The organism is Candidatus Accumulibacter similis (genome assembly GCA_013347225.1).
Taxonomy (GTDB): domain Bacteria; phylum Pseudomonadota; class Gammaproteobacteria; order Burkholderiales; family Rhodocyclaceae; genus Accumulibacter; species Accumulibacter similis.
The window spans coordinates 1750196-1772482 of record CP054595.1; the positions used below are offsets into that span (position 1 = coordinate 1750196).

General features: G+C 65.3%; 15 protein-coding genes and 4 pseudogenes. 10 read left to right on the plus strand and 9 right to left on the minus strand.

Annotated elements, in window-relative coordinates; genetic code table 11:
- Positions 1-613: 613 nt before the first annotated feature.
- The 7 genes from HT579_08115 to thrH all read right to left on the minus strand — a co-directional run bounded on the left by HT579_08115 (position 614) and on the right by thrH (position 7216).
- The gene (locus HT579_08115) at positions 614-946 is read right to left on the minus strand and encodes a cell division protein ZapA (GenBank protein QKS28882.1); all 333 of its coding nucleotides are present in this window, start codon (positions 944-946) and stop codon (positions 614-616) included.
- Positions 947-959: 13 nt separating this feature from the next.
- Positions 960-1160, minus strand: coding sequence for a hypothetical protein (locus tag HT579_08120; GenBank protein QKS28883.1), 201 nt, complete (start codon positions 1158-1160; stop codon positions 960-962).
- Positions 1161-1270: 110 nt separating this feature from the next.
- A complete protein-coding gene (locus HT579_08125) occupies positions 1271-3046 on the minus strand; it encodes a diguanylate cyclase (protein QKS28884.1) in 1776 nt (591 codons plus the stop codon).
- Between the two features lie 213 nt (positions 3047-3259).
- Positions 3260-3673 (minus strand): hemerythrin family protein, encoded by a 414-nt coding sequence (locus HT579_08130; GenBank protein ID QKS28885.1) that lies wholly within the window; start codon positions 3671-3673, stop codon positions 3260-3262.
- Positions 3674-3709: 36 nt separating this feature from the next.
- Entirely contained in the window at positions 3710-5659 is a 1950-nt protein-coding gene (locus HT579_08135; protein ID QKS28886.1) for an ATP-binding cassette domain-containing protein, read from the minus strand.
- A gap of 49 nt (positions 5660-5708) precedes the next feature.
- Complete coding sequence (purU, locus tag HT579_08140) at positions 5709-6581, minus strand: formyltetrahydrofolate deformylase (protein ID QKS28887.1); 873 nt, start codon at positions 6579-6581, stop codon at positions 5709-5711.
- 8 nt (positions 6582-6589) lie between these two features.
- Positions 6590-7216, minus strand: coding sequence for a bifunctional phosphoserine phosphatase/homoserine phosphotransferase ThrH (gene thrH / locus HT579_08145; GenBank protein ID QKS28888.1), 627 nt, complete (start codon positions 7214-7216; stop codon positions 6590-6592).
- Between the two features lie 275 nt (positions 7217-7491).
- On the opposite strand from thrH, the gene HT579_08150 reads away from it, so the two are divergent.
- The 7 genes and pseudogenes from HT579_08150 (at position 7492) to HT579_08180 (ending at position 14002) form a co-directional block, all read left to right on the plus strand.
- Positions 7492-8094: a hypothetical protein gene (locus HT579_08150; GenBank protein ID QKS28889.1), complete on the plus strand. Its 603-nt coding sequence runs from the start codon at positions 7492-7494 to the stop codon at positions 8092-8094.
- A 101-nt stretch (positions 8095-8195) separates the two neighbouring features.
- Entirely contained in the window at positions 8196-9659 is a 1464-nt protein-coding gene (gene ubiD / locus HT579_08155) for a 4-hydroxy-3-polyprenylbenzoate decarboxylase (protein QKS28890.1), read from the plus strand.
- 79 nt (positions 9660-9738) lie between these two features.
- The gene (locus HT579_08160; GenBank protein ID QKS28891.1) at positions 9739-10137 is read left to right on the plus strand and encodes a hypothetical protein; all 399 of its coding nucleotides are present in this window, start codon (positions 9739-9741) and stop codon (positions 10135-10137) included.
- A gap of 169 nt (positions 10138-10306) precedes the next feature.
- Positions 10307-11062, plus strand: a pseudogene (locus HT579_08165) (transporter substrate-binding domain-containing protein).
- Positions 11057-11533, plus strand: a pseudogene (locus HT579_08170) (PAS domain-containing protein). Before HT579_08165 ends, HT579_08170 begins: the two co-directional pseudogenes overlap by 6 nt.
- A 42-nt stretch (positions 11534-11575) precedes the next feature.
- A pseudogene (locus tag HT579_08175) lies at positions 11576-12019 on the plus strand (GAF domain-containing protein).
- 153 nt (positions 12020-12172) lie between these two features.
- Positions 12173-14002 (plus strand): annotated as a pseudogene (locus HT579_08180) (EAL domain-containing protein).
- Between the two features lie 93 nt (positions 14003-14095).
- Here the strand turns inward: HT579_08180 and HT579_08185 are convergent.
- Positions 14096-15934, minus strand: a complete 1839-nt coding sequence (locus HT579_08185; protein QKS28892.1) for an IS1634 family transposase — start codon at positions 15932-15934, stop codon at positions 14096-14098.
- A 165-nt stretch (positions 15935-16099) separates the two neighbouring features.
- Between HT579_08185 and HT579_08190 the strand changes: the two genes are divergently transcribed.
- From HT579_08190 to HT579_08200, 3 genes are all read left to right on the plus strand, one after another.
- Entirely contained in the window at positions 16100-16264 is a 165-nt protein-coding gene (locus HT579_08190; GenBank protein ID QKS31565.1) for an EAL domain-containing protein, read from the plus strand.
- A 5-nt stretch (positions 16265-16269) separates the two neighbouring features.
- A complete protein-coding gene (locus tag HT579_08195; protein QKS28893.1) occupies positions 16270-16941 on the plus strand; it encodes a response regulator transcription factor in 672 nt (223 codons plus the stop codon).
- Positions 16942-17266: 325 nt separating this feature from the next.
- Positions 17267-19975, plus strand: coding sequence for an EAL domain-containing protein (locus HT579_08200; protein QKS28894.1), 2709 nt, complete (start codon positions 17267-17269; stop codon positions 19973-19975).
- A gap of 439 nt (positions 19976-20414) precedes the next feature.
- Here HT579_08200 and HT579_08205 read toward each other — a convergent pair whose 3' ends face one another.
- Complete coding sequence (locus tag HT579_08205) at positions 20415-22232, minus strand: PAS domain-containing protein (protein QKS28895.1); 1818 nt, start codon at positions 22230-22232, stop codon at positions 20415-20417.
- Positions 22233-22287 lie beyond the last annotated feature (55 nt).

Below are 22287 nucleotides of genomic sequence, written 5' to 3' on the forward strand. Positions count from 1 at the left end.
GTCAGCCACGTTGCAGTACTGCTGGAAAGATTGGTGACGCCAATCCACAAGCCACAAGCAAACCGCAGAAAGGAGAGTCTTGCCCATGTTGTCGCAGTGTCCAGAAGAATTGAACAGTGTTGCTGCCATGGGATCATATTGGTCCTTATTGCGCCTCGCCTGTCCTGGCGCGGGAGAAGATGATCACTGCGGCGCTCGCCGGCAGCTGCTGCGCCGGGATCATACGATGTGGCGAGCGAAGGCAGGCGATGATGTGTCGTTGCCGGTTCGTCGCGGGTGAGCAGGGGGCCCTGCTGCTGGCGGAAAGGAGCGGTCGTCCCACGTGCAGGGCTTTTCGCGAAGGCGGTGCACGCTGCCGCGCGGGAGCAAAAAAAAAACGCGGAACCGATGGTTCCGCGTTGTTGAATGTTGTCCCCGCGAGTGCCGTCAGGCCGGCATCCTGAACCTGGGTTCAGTTAGGTCACTTCCCTTCCGCATCAGGTACGCCCGACATTTGGGGCGCACACAACAGCGGTTTCCATGGTCCGCGACCAATGCCAATTTGCATTGGTTCAAGGAATCTATGACCTTAACGAACACCGCAGGGAACTCTGCTGGAGCCCAGAACCGGCACTCACTCCGACTTCAGAACCGCGTCGAGCTCGGTCTCCATGAAGGAAATTCTACGCCTAAGCGTTTCCATGTCCAGACCTATTTCAGATTCAATTTTCTGATGGTCGGCAACGAATCCCTGATCGAGTCCGAGGTGTTCGTGGGCGATGTTGAGGGCAGCCATGACGGCGATTCTTTCGGCGATGTTGCTCCGCGTCTTTTCGGCGATGTCCCGCATCTTGCCGTCGACATAGCTGGCGGCCTTGAGCAGCGCGCTCCGCTGGTCGGGCGGGCAGGCGACCCGGTACTCCTTCCCGAGCAGGGTGATGTCGAGAAAACTGGCTTCGTTGGGCATCGTTGCGGGTCTTTCAGCTCTGGCCTTCGGGCAGTTGCGCGGCGAGCTCTTCCAGGCGGACCGCGGCCGCCGCCATGCGCTCGGCAAGACGGTTCCTGTCGTTCTCCGCGGCGGTGAGCTGCTCGCGCAGCTGTTCGTTCTCACTGCGCAGGTTGCGGCAGAGCGCGATCACCTGGGCCACCTTGCTCTCGAGTGCGTTGAGTTCATTCAGCATGGCCCGGACTATAGATTCAAGAGGCGCGTCCGGTCAAGGCGCAGATCGGGGCGCCATGTTCCGGACAGGGTTGCGGGTGCGCCGCATGCAGTCCGGGCTGCAACCGCCGCTCAGCTGGGCGGCTGCGATGAGGCCGCCGCAGGTCTGGCGGGATTCGTCTCTGACCGCTGGCGGGCCTGCTTGCGACGGTACATGTCGGCGTCCGACTGCTGGACGAGCGACTCGACGTCGTTGCCATCATCCGGATACATCGCCAGCCCGACCGAGGCGCCGGTTCCGGGTGCCGCTGCCGTCGGGTCGATGGCCAGCAGTGGTGCGCTGAGAATCTCTTCGAGGTTGGCGCGGGCGCTTTCGGCGTCGTCGCGACTGTGTACGGCGTCGAGCATGACCACGAACTCGTCACCGGCGTAGCGTCCGACGAGGTCGCGGCTGCGCAGCCCGGCGCGCATGCGGCGTGCCATTTCCTGCAGTACCTTGTCGCCGACGTCGTGACCGAAGCGGTCGTTGATGTGCTTGAAGTCGTTGAGGTCGACGAACAGGATGGCAAATGGGCGCGGTTCAGGTCGCTCTTTCTGCCGCGCCAGCCGCTCGTCCACCCGGCGCAGGAAGGCCTCGCGGTTGGCTAGGCCGGTCAGGCGGTCGCTGAGCAATCTGGTCTGCATCAGGCGAAAGCTCTTGGCCAGATCACCGATCTCGTCGCTGCGGGTGACGTCGAAAGCAGTGTTGAGGTCACCATCGCCGATCCGGCGTGCCGCGAGGGCCAACTGCCGGAGATCGTGGGCCACCACCGAGAGCACCATGAAGCCGAGGGCGACGGTCAGCAGCGAGGCGAACAGGGCAACGATCGCCATCCGTTCGAAGTTCTTCGTCACCTCGCCGAGGAAATCTGCACGTGGCACGGCGGTGACGATGATCCAGTCGAGGCCGGCCGTGTCGCGGATGCGCGCGTAGGCGGCCTCGATCTGCTGCCCGTCGGCACCGGCGAAGACCGCGGTACGCGGTTGCGCCCCGTCGCCAGCATCGCGCACCAGCTTGTCGATCGCGCGATGCGTGGCGACGATCAGCGGGTCGTCGCTGTCGCTGGCGTTGAGCCGCGCGTTGCCGCCGCTCGCGTCCCGCCGCAGGTGCGGTCCACGCGACGTGCCGATCAGGTTGCCATCGGTCTCGACGACGTAGGCGATGCCGTTTGGACTCAGCTTGAGCGAGCGCAGGAAGTCGTTGACGTGTTGCAGCGAGAGATCAGTGGCGACAACGCCCTGAAACTCGTCGCGCGCGTTGCTGACTCGGCGGGCGCGAGTCGCGACGAGCTCCTCGGTCTTGAAGTCGATATAGACCGCCGTCCAGGTGTGCAGGGGTGCGTGCTGGCCAGACTTGAACCAGGGCCGCTCGCGCGGTTCGAAGATGCGCGTCTCGCGCACCGGGTCGCGCAGCTCGCCGCTGATGCCAGTGAAGCGGTGGATCGTTCGTGGGCCCTCGCCGCGCGTGCGCAGGCGCAGTTCGGCCTCGCTCGCGGAATGTCGCCAGAGCCCGAAGAATTGGCCGTTGCGATCGCCGTAGTAGGCGTAGTTGTTGGGCTCACGGTGCACCGAGGTCGCGAGCCAGAAACGCGTGCGCAGATTGTCGAGGTCGTCTGCGACATTGTCAGGGGCGGCGACGTCGGCTGGAAACGCGGTTTCGAGGACGGCGCTCGACCCCGAGACGTGTCGCTCGGCGGCCTGCGCGATACGGTACACCATCTCGGAAAGCAACTGCTTCGACAGCGTATCGACAGCGACCCGACCCGCGGCGTAGGAGAGGCTGCCGATCGTCGCCGCCAGCAGCAGTACCAGGAGCACATACGGCAGCGTCAGCATCTGGCGCAGTGACAGGAATTGCAGCAGCTTCATCGACGCGCATCCTCAGCGGCAGTGTGCGAAGCGGGCGATGGCTGGCCGGCGAGGAATGCGGTGGCGGCGATCGGTTTCCTTCGCATCCGCGCCGCCGACGTTGGCGAAGCTTGAGCACGGGCATCTCCGGACTGCTGACGACCGGTACCGGTGACCGATGTCACGGCGCGGGTCTGCAGTCCGGTGACACGGGCTGCCGCAGCGCCTGTCCAATCACTCGTCGTGTTGCAGGTTGGCGGCCCGGACGCTGGGAACGTACTGGAAGTCGGCGACCAGGATGTGGTTGTAGAACCAGCCGTTGATCAGATAATTGACCTCGTCGGCGATCTCGTCGAGGGTCATCTGCTTGGCGTTCTCCAGCAGATCGTAGAGCATGCGGCGAAATTCACCGTGCAGTCGCCGATGCGCCTCCAACTCCGGATAGTTGCAGGCGGCCATCAGCTCCTCCTCCTCGCGAAAGTGCACCTTGACGTAATCGGTCAACATCACCAGCGATTTCAGAATCCTGATCTGGTCGCCGTCACCTCTGAACGTGGCAGCCAGATCGAACAACTGCCGATGCTGCGAATCGATCATCGGCAGGCCCACCTCGATCTTTGGCGACCATTCGGCCAACTCAAAACTCATTTCCTGCTCCATCCACAGTTGAATGCTCGACCCGCGTCACGGTGACAGCGCACGGCCCGACCCGTCAATTCGTTCGCTGAGGCTGAGCCAGCGGTCTTCAAGGGGAGACAGTTCGCCGGCGATCTCGTTCAGCCGTCGGCCGAGTTCTGCCAGCTCCCTGGCCCCTGCGGGTACGCACAGGCTCGCTTCCAGCGCACGCTGTTCGCCCTGCAGGGCGAGCATCTGCTGCTCGACCCGTTCCAGTTCGCGCTGCAGCGCCCGCAGGTCGGCGGCCGCCTTTTTCCCCGGATTGGCCCCCGGCAACTCGCGGCCAGCCCGCTCCCGGACACCTCGGGCGAGTTCCCGGAAGCTGTCGCGCCGCTTCCGCGCCTCTTCGAGCAGGTAGCGCTGGTAGTCGTCGAGGTCGCCGGCAAAGTCGGTCACGGTGCCGCGGGCGACCAGCCAGAACTCGTCGCAAACCGAGCGCAGCAGCGAACGATCATGGCTGACCAGCACCACCGTTCCTTCGAACTCGTTGAGCGCGAGCGCGAGCGCTTCGCGGGTGGCGAGATCGAGGTGGTTGGTGGGCTCGTCGAGCAGGAGCAGGTTTGGTCGCTGCCAGACGATCATGCACAGCAGCAGGCGCGCCTTCTCGCCGCCGCTGAGGGTGCCGACTGCCTGGTTGACGATCTCGCCCGTGAAGTTGAAGCCGCCGAGAAAACTGCGCAGATCCTGCTCGCGCTCGCTCCGGCCGGACGCCGGGCTCTCCCGGGCCAGGCGGAGCATGTGCTGCAGTGGTGTGGCGGCAGGACGCAGCACTTCCAGTTCCTGCTGCGCGAAATAGCCGACGTTGAGTCCACGGCCCGCGGTGACGCTGCCGCCGACACATTCGAGGACTCCGGCGATGGTCTTCACCAGTGTCGACTTGCCCTGTCCGTTGGCGCCGAGGATGCCGATCCGTTGCCCGGCCATGACCGAGCGATTGACGTCGTCGACGACTATGCGTGCCGGCGTGCCGGCGGCGGCTTCGGCCGGCGGCGGGTAACCGAAGCTGGCGTGCGTCATCACCAGCATGGGGTTCGGCAGGCCGGCCGGCTCGCCGAACTCGAAGCCGAAGTCGGCGCTGGTCAGCACGGGCGCGAGACGCTCCATTCTTTCCAGTGCCTTGACCCGGCTCTGCGCCTGCCGCGCCTTCGTTGCCTTGGCCTTGAAGCGCGATATGAAGCTCTGCAGGTGGGCGATCCTTTCCTGCTGCTTGAGGTAGGCGTTCTGCTGCAGCTCGATCTGCTGCGCCCGCGTTTCTTCGAAGGTGCTGTAGTTACCGCCGTAGCGGGTCAGCCTGGCGTTTTCCAGATGCAGGGTGACGGTGGTCACCGCGTCGAGAAAGTCGCGGTCATGGCTGATCACCAGCAGCGTGCCTTCGTAGCGTTTGAGCCAGCTTTCGAGCCAGACCAGGGCGTCCAGATCGAGGTGGTTGGTTGGTTCGTCGAGCAACAGGAGGTCGGACGGGCACATCAGTGCCCGTGCCAGTTGCAGGCGCATCCGCCAGCCTCCCGAGAAGCTGTCGACCGGCCGCTCGACTTCGCTCGTCTGGAAACCCAGTCCGAGGATCAGCGCCTGCGCCCGCGCCTGCGCGTCGTTCTCGCCGGCGTCGTGCAAAGCCATGTAGGCGTGTGCCAGGTGCTCGCCGTTGCCGTCGCCTTCGGCCAGCTGAACCTCCCGGCGGGCGGCGAGCAGGCGGCTGTCACCGGCGATGACGAAGGCGGTGGCGCTCTCCTGGGTCGCCGGCATCTCCTGCGCCACCTGCGCCAGGCGCCAGCCTGCGGGCAGCGACAGTTCACCACTGTCCTCGTGCAGGCTGCCGTCGAGGAGCGCAAAGACGCTCGACTTGCCGGCGCCGTTGCGGCCGACCAGGCCGACCCGCTCGCCGGCACTGATCGTCACCGAGGCATTGTCGAGCAGGACCTTGCTGCCGCGGCGCAGGCCCAGGTTCCTGAGCGCGATCATCCGGCGGAGCGGCCGCTGGTGACCGGCCGCGTACTGCTGACCGAGGGCTTCAACGGAAAATCACGGTCTTGTTGGCGTGCACCAGCACGCGGTCCTCGAGATGGTAGCGCAGCCCGCGTGCCAAGACGGCCTTCTCGATGTCCTTGCCGTAGCGCACCATGTCCTCGACCGAGTCCGAGTGGTCGATGCGAATGACGTCCTGCTCGATGATCGGACCCTGGTCGAGGTCGCGGGTGACGTAATGGCAGGTGGCACCGATCAGCTTGACGCCCCGCCGGTACGCCTGATGGTAGGGACGGGCGCCGACGAAACTGGGCAGGAAGGAGTGGTGGATGTTGATGATCTGTCCCGGAAAGCTGTCGCAGAAATCAGCCGGCAGGATCTGCATGTAGCGGGCGAGGACCATTGTGTCGGCCCGCACCTCCTCGTAGATGCGGCGGATTTCCGCGTTTGCCGCCAGCCGGTTGTCGGCGTTCACAGGCACGTAGTGGAAGGGGATGCCGTGCCATTCGACGAAGGCCTTGAAGGTGTCGTGATTCGCGATGACGCAGGGGATCTCGATGTCGAGCTCGCGTGACTGCCAGCGCGAGAGGAGGTCGTAGAGGCAGTGCTCCTGCTTGCTGACCATGATCACGACCCGCCGTTTGACGGCAGAATCGCTGATCTTCCAGTCCATCGCCAGTTCCTCCGCGAGTGGCCGGAAGCGCTCACGGAACTCCGCCAGGTGGAAGGGCAGCGAATCGGCCTTCACCTCCATGCGCATGAAGTAGCGGCTGGCGCTGTCGCCGCTGCCGTCGTCGGCATGGTAGCTGGATTCGAGGATCCAGCCCGAGTGCTGGGCGATGAAGCCCGAGACGCGGGCGATGATGCCGACCTGATCGGGGCACGAGCCGGAGAGGGTATAGAAGCGCCGTGGGTACATATTGCCGCTCAGACCTGCTGCCGCGTGCCGCAGGCGCTGAAGGCCTTGTCGATCTCGTGTCGCAACTCGGCAAAGGAGCGTGTGACGGGGAACTGCGGGAATTCGCGGATGACGTTCTCGGGCGGGTGAAAGAGGATGCCGGCGTGCGCCTCGGCGAGCATCGCCGTATCGTTGTACGAATCGCCGGCGGCCACGACCGTGAAGCGCAGTTCCTTCAGGCGGCGCACCGCCTCGCGTTTCTGGTCGGGCATGCGCAGGTGGTAGCGGACCAGCATGCCGTCGGCGCCGGCCTCGAGGCTGTGGCAGAAGAGGGTGGGCCAGCCCAGTTGTCGCATCAGTGGGTGGGCGAACTCGTAGAAGGTGTCGGAGAGGATGATCAGCTGGTAGTCCTCGCGCAGCCCGTCGACGAAGGCGCGGGCGCCGTCGAGCGGACCCATGGCGGCGATCACCTGCTGGATGTCGGGCAGACCCAGCCGGTGTTCGGCAAGGATCGCGAGGCGGTACTTCATCAGCCTGTCGTAGTCCGGCTCGTCGCGGGTCGTGCGACGCAGCTCCGGAATGCCGGTGCGGGTGGCGAACTCGATCCATATTTCAGGGACGAGAACGCCTTCTAGATCGAGGCAGACGATTTGCACGGCAGGCTCCCAGAGGACCACGGATCGAGTCAAGGCGCGATTCTACCAAATCCGCCGATGCTGGGCCGCCCGCCCGGCTTGGCCAGCGTGGCTGCCATGGCGTCGTGTGTCGGCGTGCAGTGCCGGATCGGCTGTGCGCTGGCGTCCGGGTTTATAGTGTCGGTGTAGTCCGCCGGCAGCGCTTGGCGGCCGGCTGGTGGCCGCCGGCCGTACGAGCAACCCGCGGGTCGTCGAAGGACGAAGGACGAAGGACGAAGGACGAAGGAGGAAGAAGGATGCAGATTGGGGTTGCTTCGCTGCTGTTGCTGTCACTCTTGCTGCCCGCCGCTGCCGCTACCGCCGCGGCATCGCCGGAGGCAGGGGTGCCCGTGCCGCAGACCCTCGACGAGGCGCAGCAGCAAAGGCGACGCGCCGAGGCGATGCGCGAGCAGGCGGAGCGCGACTACAAGGCCGAGCAGGATCGCTGCTACACCCGCTTTCTCGTCAATGACTGTCTTGAACAGGCGAAGAAACGGCGTACCGCTGCGATCATCGAGTCGCGCGCCATCGACCAGCCGGCACGCGACTTCGAACGGGCGGCGCGCCGCCGGGAAGTCGTCGACAAGGAAGAGCAGCGGCGCCTCGAACAGCCGCAACGCGAAGCCGAGCAACTGCAGGACAGCGAACGACATCGGGCCGAGCAGGCGGAGAAGACCGCGGCGCGCGAGCGCAAGCTCGCGGAAAAGCAGCGGCAGGCCGCCGCGGGCCGGCAGAAGGCGGCCGAGGAGCAGGCGCGCAGGCAGGCCAAACAGGAGCAGCGGGCGCGCGACGACGCTGAACGGGCGGCACGGAAAGCAGCCCGTGAGGGTGGCAAGCCAGCCGCCGCCGCCGGCAACTGAGTCGCTGCCCGGTGCACCGCCTGGCTGGCGCATGGCAAGCGGCTGGGCGGTGGTCGTGGCAGCTATAATCGCCCGTTGGACGACGCACGGATCTGTTGCCGATGAAGTATCATGACCTGCGCGATTTCATGGCGCAACTGGAAACGATGGGCGAGCTCAGGCGGATCGCCGTCGCTGTCGACCCGCGGCTCGAGATGACCGAAATCTGCGATCGCGTGCTGCGTGCCGGCGGGCCGGCACTGCTCTTCGAGCAGCCGACCGGCTACCGGATGCCCGTTCTGGCGAACCTCTTCGGTACGCCCCGCCGCGTGGCGCTGGGGATGGGGCAGGAGTCGGTGCTGGCGCTGCGCGAAGTGGGCAAGCTGCTCGCCTACCTCAAGGAACCGGAGCCACCGCGGGGTCTCCGGGACGCCTGGGACAAGCTGCCGGTGTTGCGGCAGGTGCTCAACATGGCGCCGCGCGTGCGTTCGTCGGCGCCATGCCAGGAGATCGTTTGCGAGGGCAGCGATGTCGACCTCGGCCGCCTGCCGATCCAGTGGTGCTGGCCGGGCGACGTGGCGCCGCTGATCACCTGGGGCCTGACGGTGACGCGCGGGCCGCACAAGGCACGCCAGAACCTCGGCATTTATCGCCAGCAGGTGCTGGGGCCGAACAAGCTGATCATGCGCTGGCTGGCGCATCGCGGTGGCGCACTCGACTTCCGCGAGCACTGCCTGCAGCATCCCGGCCAGCCGTTCCCGGTCGCGGTTGCCCTTGGGGCTGATCCGGCGACGATTCTCGCGGCGGTGACGCCGGTTCCCGACAGCCTCTCCGAGTATCAGTTCGCCGGTCTGTTGCGTGGCAGCAAGACCGAAGTGGTGAAATGTCTCGGATCGGACCTGCAGGTGCCCGCCTCGGCCGAGATCGTTCTGGAGGGCTTCATCGACCCGCAGGAGAGCGCGCTCGAAGGGCCCTACGGAGACCATACAGGCTACTACAACGAGCAGGCCCGTTTCCCGGTGTTCACCGTCGGGCGTCTGAGCATGCGGCAGCAGCCGATCTACCACAGCACCTACACCGGCAAGCCTCCAGACGAACCGGCGATGCTCGGCGTCGCACTCAACGAGGTCTTCGTGCCGCTGTTGCAGAAGCAGTTTCCGGAGATCATCGACTTCTACCTGCCGCCCGAGGGTTGCTCGTACCGTCTGGCGACGGTGAGCATGCGCAAACAGTACCCGGGGCACGCCAAGCGCGTCATGTTCGGCATCTGGAGCTTCCTGCGCCAGTTCATGTATACGAAGTTCATCATCGTCGTCGATGAGGACGTCGATATCCGCGACTGGAAGGAAGTCATCTGGGCCATGACCACCCGCGTCGATGCTGCACGCGACACGCTGATCGCCGAGAACACGCCGATCGACTACCTCGATTTCGCCAGTCCGGTCGCCGGTCTCGGCAGCAAGATGGGGATCGACGCCACCAACAAGTGGCCGGGTGAGACCGGTCGCGAGTGGGGCCGGCCGATCGCCATGGAGGCCGCAGTGAAGCGGCGCGTCGACGAAATGTGGCAGCAGCTCGGCCTGTGACCGGCGGCATGGCGATGCCGAACGGGTTCGTCGCTGCCAGGGTTGCCGCTGGGCGGCGTCGGCGATTCTGGAGAATGTCATGGGCAACGAGTTGATTCCGCATGCCGACCTCGATGGCCCGCGGGCCTGGTGTCATGTCATTTACGGACTGCACGCGCTGGCGGTGGTTGTCGGCGTCAGTGGCGCCGCAAGCATCGCCGGTGCCTTCGTTTTCGGTGTGCCGTCGCTGCTTGCCGTCGTGCTCAACTGGATCAAGCGCGGCGAGGTCGCCGGCACCTGGCTCGACAGCCACTACCGCTGGCAGATCCGCACCTTCTGGTTCACCCTGCTGTGGCTACTGGTCTATGGCCTGCTGATCGTCACCATCATCGGTATCCCCGTCGCCTGGCTGCTGATCGTCGTTCTCGGCATCTGGGTTGCCTATCGGGTCATCCGCGGCTGGCTTGCTCTCGCCGATCAGCGGCCGATCGGCGATTGAGCGGCTTTCGCCTGCCGCCACCGCTTGCCGCGGGTGCCGCGCCAGGCGGCACTCGCGGCAGACCTTCCGGCGCAGGAGATGGGCGGCGCCGGGCCGCTGCCCCTGTCGGTCCCATGGTTTGTCGTCTATCATTGAGTGGTGGCCAAGTAGAAGAATACGAGTCGGCTCAATGAATCATCTGCGCACCTGCTGGCTCCTGTTCCTGTTCCTCGCTGCATGCTGCGCTCCGTGCCCCGCGGTCGCGGAAGATGCTGTCGGTCCGCGTTCACCCGAGGTGTTGCGCGTGTTGATCGATGACAACTACCCGCCCTACGTCTTTCGCGATGCCGGCGGTACGCTCACCGGCTACCTGGTCGATCTCTGGCGTTTGTGGGAGGAGAAGACCGGCGTCAGGGCCGAGCTGCGGGCCAGCGACTGGGAAACGGCGCAGCGGCGAATGGCAGATCGTCAGGGCGAGGTTCTCGACACTGCCTTCAGGACGCCCGAACGCGAGCGCAGCCTCGATTTCTCGCCGCCCTACGAAACGGTCCAGGTGGCGATCTATTCCCATGCCAGCATCGGCGGTATCGTCGATGCCACCACCCTGCAGGGTTTCCTGGTCGGGGTGAAGGCCGGCGATGCCTGTGTCGAGCACCTGGCGGCGGCCGGCATCGGCGATGTGCAGCCCTACGCCAGCTACCAGGCGCTGGTGCAGGCGGCGATCGACGGCAGGGTGCGGGTGTTCTGCCTCGACGAGCCGCCGGCCAACTACCTGCTCTACCGCAACGACGCCGAGGAACTCTTCAACAAGGCGTTCACGCTCTACGCCGGTGACTTTCACCGGGCGGTACACAAGGGAGACGCAGCCAGCCTGGCGTTGCTGCAACGCGGCTTTGCCGCCATCACCCCAGCCGAAGAGCGAAACCTGAGGGCGAAGTGGATGGGTACGCCACTCCTCGCCTCGCCACGCGCGCGCCATCTCGCCTATGCCCTGCTCGTCGGTTCGCTCGTCGGTGGCGCGCTGCTGGTCTGGGTGATCACCCTGCGCCGGGTCGTTCGCCAGCGGACGGAAAAGCTGGCGGCAACGCTGAACGCCGTTCCTGACCCGATGTTCGAAGTGGGTCTCGATGGCACCTGCCATGAAGCCCATACGCTGCGCACGGGACTGTTGCCTGCCCGCTCCGCCGATCTGGTCGGCCGACGGGTGTCGGAGTTCCTCGACCCGGCCGCCGCCGCCACCTGTCTCGATGCACTGCGCGAGGCAGATGCAGGCGGCTACTCGGCGGGCCGCCTGCTGGCGCTCGATCTGCCGCAAGGCCGTTTCTGGTTCGAGCTGTCGGTTGCTCGCAAGGCGACAGCGAGCGGCCGCCAGCCGCGCTTCATCGTCCTGGTGCGCGACGTCAGCGAGCGCCAGCGGGTCGAGGCAGAGCTGCTGCGGCGCAGCGAACAACTCGAATTGATGTCGCGCGTCAGTCAGGAAATCAACAGCCGACTCGACATGCCGGTGATCCTGCGCCAGCTCGTCGTCGCGGCGCTCAGACTGGTCGGTGCTGTCGGTGGCGCGGCGGCACGTCTGGAGGAAGAACGGATGGTGTTCCGCGAATACTGCCGAGCCGGCGAATGGGTGCCGATCGACTATCGTTTTCCTGCCGGCCATGGCGTTCCGGGACGGGTCCTGCAGACGCGTCAGCCCTACCTCAGCAACGATGCCGCGAACGATCCCTGGGTCGTCCCGGCGATCCGGCAGGCGATCGGTTTCGACAACCTGCTGGACATGCCGATCATCGGCCGCGACGGCGAGCTGCTCGGTTGCTTCGAGATTCATGACAAGCCCGGCGGTTTCGACGCCGCTGATGCGAGCGTGCTGCAGGGGCTGGCGGCGAGTGCGGCGGTGGCGCTGGAGAACACCGCCCTGCTGGCCGAACGTCGGCGGGTGGAGGTGGCATTGCGCGAGAGCGAGGCGCAGCAGGCACTGGTTCTGGCCAGCGCCGCCTGTGGCATCGTGGCGACCGATCCGCAGGGCCTGATCACGCTCTTCAATCCCGGCGCGGAAGCGATGTTCGGCTACCGCGCTGACGAAGTGCTCGGGCGGGCGACGCCGATGCTGTGGCACGATGCCGACGAAGTGGCGGTCGCAGCAGCGGCGCTCACGAGGACGCTTGGCACCGCGATCGAACCCGGCTTCGATGCGCTGGTCGCGAAGGCACGGCTCAGCGGTGAGGCCGACGAGCGTGAGATGAGCTGCATCCGCAAGGACGGCTGCCGCATTGCCGTGCGCCTGGCGGTCACCGTCATGCGCGCTGAGGATGGGCAGCTCAAGGGCTATCTCGCGACGATCGTCGATGTCAGTGCGCAGAAGCGGGCTGCTGCGGAACTCAACCTGGCCGCCAAGGTATTCGAACGCGGTGGTGAGGGGATTGCCATTACCGATGCCGCCGGCCGCATCGTCATGATCAACCACGCGTTTACCCGCATCACCGGTTACAGCGCTGGTGACGTCCTTGGGCGCAACCCCAGCATGCTCGCCTCGGGGCGGCACGATGCCGCCTTCTTCCGCAGCATGTGGGAGGCGATCGAGGCCGAGGGGGCCTGGCAGGGCGAGATTTGGAACCGGCGCAAGGATGGGAGCGTCTATCCGGAGTGGCTGTCGATCAGCCGTGTCGAGAGCGATGGACTGACCACCCACTATCTGGGCAGCTTCATCGACCTCACCCGGCACAAGGAGGCGGAGGAGAGCATTCAGCGGCTGGCCCATTTCGACGCGCTGACTGGTCTCCCGAACCGCAGCCTCTTGGCCGAGCGGGTCAGGCATGACCTGGCGCGCGCGCATCGCGCCAGCGAGCCGCTGGCGCTGATGTTCCTCGATCTCGACCGTTTCAAGAACGTCAACGACTCGCTCGGGCACCAGGTCGGTGACGAGTTGCTGATGCAGGTGGCGCGGCGCCTGCAGGGGGCGGTGCGCGATGACGACACGGTAGCGCGGCTCGGCGGCGACGAATTCATTGTCGTCCTGCCGAACACCGATGCCGACGGTGCGGCGCATGTCGCGGCGAAGCTGCTGGAGGTGACGACGCCGGCCTACCGCGTTGCTCAGCACGAACTGAGCAGCACGATGTCGGCCGGTATCGCGATGTACCCGGCCGATGGCGACAGTTTCGAGAGCCTGTCGATGTGTGCCGACACGGCGATGTATCGTGCCAAGCAGGTCGGCCGCAATGCCTACTGCTTTTTCACGGCCGAGATGCAGGAGCGTTCGTCGCGCACGCTGCAGATCGAGAACGAACTGCGGCGGGCGATCGATCTCGCGCAACTGAGTCTGCACTTCCAGCCGCAGTTTGCGCTCGACGATCGGCGTCTGCTCGGCGCCGAGGCGCTGCTGCGCTGGCAGCATCCCGAACTCGGAATGGTCTCGCCGGCTGAGTTCATCCCGATCGCCGAGGACTGCGGCCTGATCCTGCCGATTGGCGAATGGGCATTGCGGATGGCGGTGCGGCAGATGCGCATCTGGCACGGGCGCGGATTGCCGACGCTGAGTGTGGCGGTCAATCTGTCGGCGGTACAGTTTCGCCAGGCGGGCCTGACCGGTCTCGTGGCGGAGATTCTCGAGAGCGAGGGGTTGCCGGCGCGCTTCCTCGAACTCGAACTCACCGAGAGTGTGGCGATGCACCAGCCGCTGGCGGCGATCGCCACCATGGACCGGCTGCGGGCGCTCGGCGTGCGGATGTCGATCGACGATTTCGGCACCGGCTACTCGTCGATGAGCTATCTCAAACGTTTCCCGGTGCACAAGCTGAAGATCGACCGCTCGTTCGTCGCCGACCTGGCCTCTGACCCGGATGACGAAGCGATCGTCGCCGCGACCATCGGCCTGGCAAAGAACCTTGGCCCAAGTTTAACGACTCCCAAAAAACATCTTGCTGAATCAATCATTTGCGGGAAAAAGAATTCCGAGTGGCACTACAAGCCCGTATTTGGCGATTCAGCTGATCAGTTTTCGGGTACCTCCTGGTGTGGCGCTGATGCCCAGCGCGCGATAGATCGCCAGCAGATCCGGTTCGGCGACGGTGGCTTTGCGCACATGCAGGGAGCGCCCGTCGCGCTGACCAAAGGTGGCGGTGACCCGACGCTGTACCGAGAGGGTGTCGCGCAGGGTCGCCCAACTGTCGGTAATTCCCGCCGCCTTGAGTTTCACGCGCAGGAACTGGACGCACTGGTAAGCGAGCACGGTGATGAACAAGTGGCCGTCCGAGCGCCCTTCCTTGTGGTGGTAGATGGGTCGCAAGCCGAGCTCGCCTTTCAGACTGCGAAACACACTCTCCAGGTCGGTCAGCATCGTATAGGTGCGCCAGAGGCGCTCCTCGTCCCAGGCGAGTTCGTTGGTGCGCAGGCAATAGACGCCGGGATGCGTGGCCATCGTGCCGGGAACCGGCACTTTCTGCCAAGTGATCGCCGTCACTGTCTTGCCGGTCTCCTCGGTGACCAGAGTGATCTGGTAGTGTTGGCTGGCGCCGCGGCTCTTCTGCTTGAGTCGGCCGAGACGTTCCAGTAGCTTGTCGTGACGCTTTTCGCTGCGGGGCTTTTGCAACCCATCGCGCAGTTGCTGCAGGCCGGCCTCGAAACGCCCGCAGGACTGCGCGAGCATCGCCTCTTCCTTGAGTTGCCGGCTCGGCGAATGGCAATACAGACAGAGTTCCTGGCCATCCGGGCTCAGCTCCTTCTGGAGATGCAGCCACTCCTCACCGGCCGTCTCGATGCTCACCGAGCGTGTCGCATCGAACTGGCGCATCCCGCCGCGACGCACCACCAGATAGCGGTAGCCGTGCTCGACCAGCCAGGCGACGTTGGCGTCGGTCGCAATGCCGGCATCCATGACCACCAGCGCTCCCTCTGGAGTTCCCAGCCCGGTCAGCATGGACGCCAGTGTTCCCGGCTCGGAGACGTTGCCGGCGAAGGTCTCCGAGCGCCTGACGAAGCCGCTGCCATCGAGCACCAGACCCAGCGTCACCAGTGGGCAGTCGCTGCGCTTCTCCTTCGAACGCCCGCGCCTGGCCTTGCCATTCCGCTCGGCTTCGCCTTCAAAATACGTGTTGCTCAGGTCGTACAGGGTGACCGTCTCCTGCAGATCAAGGAGTGTCTTGGCGGTGCGGAACAAACGCGTCTCGATCCCCTCCCGATGTTTCATCAGCACATCCGAGGCGCGGTATAGGCTCATGTGCGACATCGACCCGAAGTCGACGTCGATCAACTCGCCCAGGGCGCTGTGCTGCTGCAGCCAGTTCCAGGTCGCCCGTTCCGACCCCGGCTGGCCCATTCTCCCGATCAGGTTGCCGAGGATCGATGCCTGCACCACCCCATTGACGCCCAGTTCGTTCAGCGTCTCGATCAACCCCAGCTCGCGGGCCGCGTGCAGACCCACGTACTCCACTCCCACCGACCGCGGTTGCGTCATCTGCAGGGAGTCCACATCGACTTCCTGGAAGTCCGCCGGCGGGGGAGTTTCATTGGGCGATCCGGGCGTACCCTCCGCCGACGCGATCGTCGGGGCACGGGCAACCAGCTGCGCATGGTAACGCTGCGCCGCGCGCTCGATCGCCTCGGAACATTCCAAGGGCATGATCAGCGCCTGCGGATTGAGCAACTGCTCGAGGCGGCTGCAGAGAAGCGGCCAGTCTTCCGACTTGATCGAAAAATGGCGGCCGAGGTTCAACACCGTGATCTGACGGACCTTGCCCCCGATGCGCTCGGTGCGTACCAGCCGGTAGGTGACGTAGCCTTCGCCTGTCGCCTTGTTGCTCGTTCTCGTCTGTCGTATGAACATGCACACGATCGTACAACAAAAGCAAGAGGTCCAGCGGGCCTGGTCAAAATATTATGGCACTACAAAACGCCAGAAAAACTTACCCTTCAGCAAATCAACAGGTTACGATTGGCTCCTGCCTGAAAAGTGCGGAATATGCGTATGGGGTGTTAACAACCGGTTGGGCTGCAGACCATCGCCGAGGGCGTCGAAAGTGAGGCGCAACTGGAGTTCCTGCGCGCCAAGGGTTGCGATCAGGCGCAGGGGTATCTCTTCAGCCGGCCGCTGCCTGCCAGTGAGTTCGCGGTCCTGGTCGCTCGGCCCGCCGGCGCGACATCGACGGGAGGATGACGGCGATGGGTGAAAGACGATCTTCCTTGGGTACGGCGGCGAGCGCCATTTCGGTGATGGTGGTCGACGATCATCCGGCGCTGCGTGCCGGATTGCGGAGCCTCATCGAGTCCGACGCCGGTCTGCGGGTGTTGGTCGATGTCGCGAGTGGCGAGGCGGCTTACGGCGAGTACCGGGCGCAGCGCCCCGACGTGGTCGTCATGGATCTGAGCATGGACGGCTTCGGCGGCATCGAGGCCATTCGACGCATCCGGAGCCTGGATCCACTGGCTGCGATCCTGGTGTACAGCGTGCATGACTCACGCGTGCTGCTCGAGCGTGCGTTTGAGGCTGGGGCGATGGGCTTCGTCACCAAGGGCAGCAACGTTGACAGTCTGTTGCTGGGCATCCACACGGTGGTCGGGGGTCAGCCCTTCGTCAGCCCCGACATGGTACCGTTGATCATGCAGCGGCTGGGCTCGCCGGAGTGCGGCCCGTTCGGCAGGCTGACGCAGCGCGAGTTTCAGGTCTTCAGACTGCTCAGCGAGGGCCACTCGCTGGCTGAGTGCGCGCGCCTCCTGCACCTGAGCAGCAAGACGGTGAGCAACCATTTCACCCAGATCAGGGCCAAGCTTGGCGTCACGAGTCCCGCAGAAATGGCGCGACTGGCGATCAAGCATGGACTGGTGGAGCCCTGACGGAGGTTTGACACGACCGTTGCGGTCGCGGCGGTTGCCAAGGCGGCGGCGGGTTGCGGCCGAAGTTGCCGTGCGTCAAGGCACCCGGGAAAGTTTCCTGCCCTGATCGGGAGTTGCGCCACTGGCCGTCGCGGTGGCGGTGGGGCAGAATCCGGTCATGGAGTTCCTGCCCTACGTTCACCGCCTGCTGTCGCACGGCACCTTGCCGGTTGCCGGGAAGCATCGATGATCGATGCGCTCTTCGGTCTGTTTGCCAGGTTCTACGAGGGCGGCGATTTCGTCAGCGCCGAGCGGGTCGCCCTGAACATCATGCGGGCGGTTCCGGATGACGCCGTCGCCGTGCACCTTCTCGGCCTGGTCCTTTATCGGACCGGGCGCCGCGACGATGCCCTGCGGGCTTTCGTCGTCGCCGATCGCGCGGCCCGCGCGCTGGATCGGATACACCCGGCGGAGCGACCCCTCAGCGCTTCGCTGCAGTGTCTGCGTGCGGCATGCCGCAGTGGGTCGGAGTTGGCCGGCGCCTGGTACCACCTCGGGCTGGTGCAGTTCCGTCTGCGCCGTTACCCGCAGGCCATCCGCGCCCTGCACGCGGCCGCCTCGGCGCAATCGGACGCGCCGGCGGCCGCCCGCCGCGCCATGGCGCGCGTGGCACGGCGGCGTCGCAGCGACTTCGTCGGTGGCTGGTATGCGGTGGCGACCACCGAGCGAGCCAGCGAGTCAGCCGTGGACGTCGCCAGGGGATGAGGAGATGAGCGCCACCGATCGGCATCCGGCCGCGCACGCGGCTGGTAGGGGCAGGGACTCTGCGAGCGCGGAGCCGATGGTTCGCCAGGGTGCCGACGCGACGTTCCGGCAGAGCGACGCTGATTTGCTCGAGACCGCCGAATTCCTGTCGCCTGAAGCCGTCCGTGCGGCATTGCTCGACTTGCGGTTGCACAAGGTCGAACTGGAGATGCAGAACGACGAGTTGCGCCGGGCGCAAGTGCAACTGGAAGTGGCGCGGGCACGCTATTTTGAAATCTACGACCTGGCGCCAGTCGGCTACTGCACGGTAAGCCAGACCGGGCTGATCGTGGAGGCCAATCTCACGGCTGCGACGCTGCTGGGAGTCGCGCGTGGCGCCCTTGCCCGTCGGCCCCTGAGCACCTTCATCGCCAGGGTGGACCAGAATACCTTCTACCTGCACCGCCGGGAGGTCGTTGCCGGTGGCCAGCCACAACGCTGCGACCTGCGCATGCTGAAATGTGACGGCACCGTGTTCTGGGCGCACCTGGAGTCGGTCATCGCGCAGGACGCCGATGGCGTGAACGCGCTGCGCATTGTGATCACTGACATCAGCGAGCGCAAACAGACCGAGGCCGATCTGCGCATCGCTGCCGTCGCATTCGAGTCACCCTACAGCATGATCGTCACCGACGCGCATCGACTGATTCTGCGGGTCAATCAGGCGTTCACGCGCACCACCGGCTACAGCGCCGAGGAAGTCATCGGCAAGCCCCCCGGCATTCTGACTTCTGCCTTGCACAGCGCCGATCTCTTTCGTGCGATCTGGCAAGCCGTCGACAGCGGCGGCGGCTGGCAGGGAGAAGTCTTCGACCGGCGCAAGGACGGCGAGGTCTATCCGACCTGGCTCACCCTTTCGCCGGTGACGGATGAGAGCGGTGGTGTCAGCCACTACGTCGTGACGTATCACGACATCACTGAACGCAAGAAGGCGGACCAGAGGATCGCCGAATTGGCTTTTTTCGACGTCCTTACCGGCGTTCCGAACCGTGCGCTCCTGCTCGAACACCTGCAACGAGCGATGACCGCCAACGGGCGCAACAATACGACCAGCGCCGCGTTGTTCATTGACCTTGATCGCTTCAAGATGCTCAACGACAGCCTCGGCCATGACACAGGCGACCTCCTGCTGCAAGCCGTGGCACAACGCCTCGTATCGCATGTGCGCGAGGGGGACACGGTGGCTCGCCTGGGCGGAGACGAGTTCGTCGTGTTGCTGGAGCACCTGAGCGCGAACCTCGACGCCGCGGCGACCCAGACCGAGATCGTCGGCGAGAAGCTTCTCGCCGCGCTGGCTCGGCCCTATCTGCTGGGAGCGGTCGATCATCGCAGCAGTGCCAGCATTGGCGCCACCTTGCTCCGGGGGCACGAAACACCGATCGACAATGTCCTCAAGCAGGCTGACCTGGCCATGTACAGAGCGAAGGAGGCGGGGCGCAACAGGCTGCATTTCTTCGATCCCGCGATGCATACACTGGTGCTCAGACGTGCCCAACTCGAGGCGAGCCTGCCTGGGGCGCTGAGCGCCAATCAGCTGGCGCTGCACTATCAGGCCCAAGTGACCGGCGACGGCGAAGTCACCGGCAGTGAAGCGCTGCTGCGCTGGCGACATCCAGAACACGGTGCCGTGGCTCCCGCCGAGTTCATCCCTCTGGCCGAACAAACCGGCCTCATCCTGGCCTTGGGCTATTGGGTCATGGAAGCTGCTTGCAGGCAGCTGGCAACGTGGGCGGCACGAGTGGAACTGGCCCATCTGACGTTGGCAGTGAACGTCAGCGCGCACCAGTTTCGTGAGCCTGATTTTGCGGCCAGAGTGCTCGCGATCATCGACGCGAGCGGCGCCAATCCGCAGAGACTGAAGCTCGAACTGACCGAGAGCCTGCTGGTGCACGATCTCGACGACCTGATCGCAAAGGTCTCCAGGCTCAAGACCGGCGGTGTCGGTTTCGTGCTCGACGATTTCGGCACCGCCTATTCCTCGCTGTCTTACCTGCAGCGCCTGCCGCTGGATCAGTTGAAGATCGACCGGTCTTTCGTGCGCGATGTGGTCAGCGACCGCAACGACGCGGCGATTGCCAGGGGCATCGTGGCCCTGGCGCACAGCCTGGGACTGGGTGTCATCGCCGAAGGGGTGGACACGGCGGCGCAGCGGGACTTTCTCGCCAGCGTCGGCTGCGACGCCTATCAAGGCTACTTGTTCAGCCCGCCGCTGGCGGTAGAGGATTTCGACGCGTTGGTGCTGGCCGGTTGACCACGACTCGGCAAGCCGCCTTTGCGGCATCCGGGCGAAGCCATGGCGGCCGGCATTTGCAGCAGCCCGTGCTCAAGGACGGATGGTCGATCGGGTGATGCCGAGTGCGATCGCTGATGCGAATCGTTGGCCTACGACCGGTCTGGAAGCGCAAGTTCATCGACCCTGCCGATCGCCGGCAAGCTGCTCAGCCGGCAGTTCGAACCGGCCACGGCGAATTGCGCCTGGGTCCCGGACATCACCGCCGAATGCCCATGAACCGCACATGGCAGAAAAACAACCTATCCCGGTGTCCGAAAATGCTTGACCACTGCATTACTCTGCAGCATCGCCGATCGGTGGCGCTGCGCGCGCGCTCCCGCCACCGCGGCCTGGCATGGTCGCGTCGCCACGCGTAGCCTGCGTGCTGCAATGCTCGTGACGACTTCTGTCGAATCCTTCAGGCGTTCGGGAGGATCACCCGTACTCGTGTGCCGCCGCCTTTGCGGCTGCTGACCTGCAGCGTACCGCCGCGAGCAAGGACGCGCTCGCGCATGCCGAGCAGACCAAAGCCGGCGTGCGCAGCATCCATGTCCATGCCCACGCCATCGTCGCGGATCACGAGGCGCAGCAGTTCGCCATGCGCCGACTGCCTGGTGCCCAGTATCAGTCGCAAGCGGCGTGCCTCGGCATGGCGGGCAACGTTGCTCAGGCACTCCTGGGCGATGCGATACAAGGTCACCGTGAGCTGCTTCCCTTCGCAGACCAGGTCCTGAGGAAGAGATGCCCGCCACTCGATTTCCGGATGCTGCAGCCCCCAGTTCTCGAGCAGGCTGGCCAGTGCCTCGGCAATTCCGGCAGAATCGAGAACACTCGGATGCAGACCTTCCATCAGTCGGTGTGAGACCTTGTAGATCGCACGTGCCGAATCGTCAATTGCCGCGGCGTGGCGCCGGATCGCCTCGGGGTTGCCGCTTTCGTTGCGCTGCAGCGCACCGGCAAAGGCACGGATCGCCGTCAGGTGCTGTGACAATTCATCGTGCAACTCGCGCGCGAGATCGGCTCGCTCACGTTCCTGCAGCGCGATCAGTCGTCGCACGAGGCGCGTGTTTTCGTCGAGGAGCGCCTGGGTCGCTCGTTCGGCCCCCTTTCGCTCGGTGATGTCCTGTACCGTGCCGATCATGCGAAGCGGCTGGCCAGCCGCCGAGCTCTCGAGTTCACCGAGGCCGTGCAGCCAGCGGATGGCACCGTCACTTGGGCGAACGATACGGTACTCGCAGTCGAAAACGCCTGCTTCGCCAACTGCCATCCGGAACTGGTCGGCGACCGTCTGGCGATCGTCCGCATGCACGATCTGCAGCCAGGCGTCTGTAGTGTGCTCGTGCTCCGGGCCAAGACCGAGTATTCGCTCGAGCATCGGGCTGCCCAGCCACTGTCCGGAACCGAAGTCGATGGTGTAACTTCCCAGGCGGCCCACCTCCTGGGCGCGCTGCAAGGCCTGCTCGCCGACCTTGATCGATGTGACGTCCATGACCTCGACAACGAAGCCCTGTACCTCGCCATTGACCACGTCCGGGATGTAACGCGCCAGCGCATGGCGCAGCGAGTGTCCATCGGGCGAAGGGATGGCACGTTCGAACTGCTGTGCACTGCCGCGCAGCACAGCCTCGATATAGGGCAGGTTGAGGCGGTATCGCTCTTCGCCGATCACTTCCCGGATGTGCTTGCCCGGGATCGTCGCCGGATCGAGGCCGAACCAGTCGCGGTACGCATGGTTCGCGAAGCGGTTGCGCAGTCGGCAGTCCCAGTAGCCGATCATCGACGGCAGGCGGTCCAGCAGCGTCGCCAAGTCGGGCTGCAGGCGATGGTGGCGCCCGACGGCGGCCTCGCCCCGTTCGTGCCGCCTGATCTGCCGATGACGGACCAGCGCCCCACAGCCGGAAGCCGCCAACGGCGCTGCGTGGCACTCACACCAGCGTTCGCTGTCAGGTGTGTGACAAGGGTACTCGAGGGTGAACCACGCCTGTTGCCCCGTCAGCACCTCTTCCAGGCCCTGCAAGGCGGCGGCGGCCAGCACGTCGCTCGCTGCCGCCTGCCGAATGGCCGCGAGGTAGTCGATGCCACGACCGTCCGCCAGTTCGGCGCTGCCGCCGTTGACACGGGCGAAGTCCCGCCAGCCCTGGTTGACGCTGAGGATCACCCCGCGCTCGTCGAGCACGGCGATCGAATCGGCAAAGCCTTCGAGAACCGGGCTGGCGGGCTGCAGCGTCCTGTTCATGGAGGGATTATTGCGCAAACGGGGTGCAACGTCGAGCCGCCAGAGCTGCCGATGG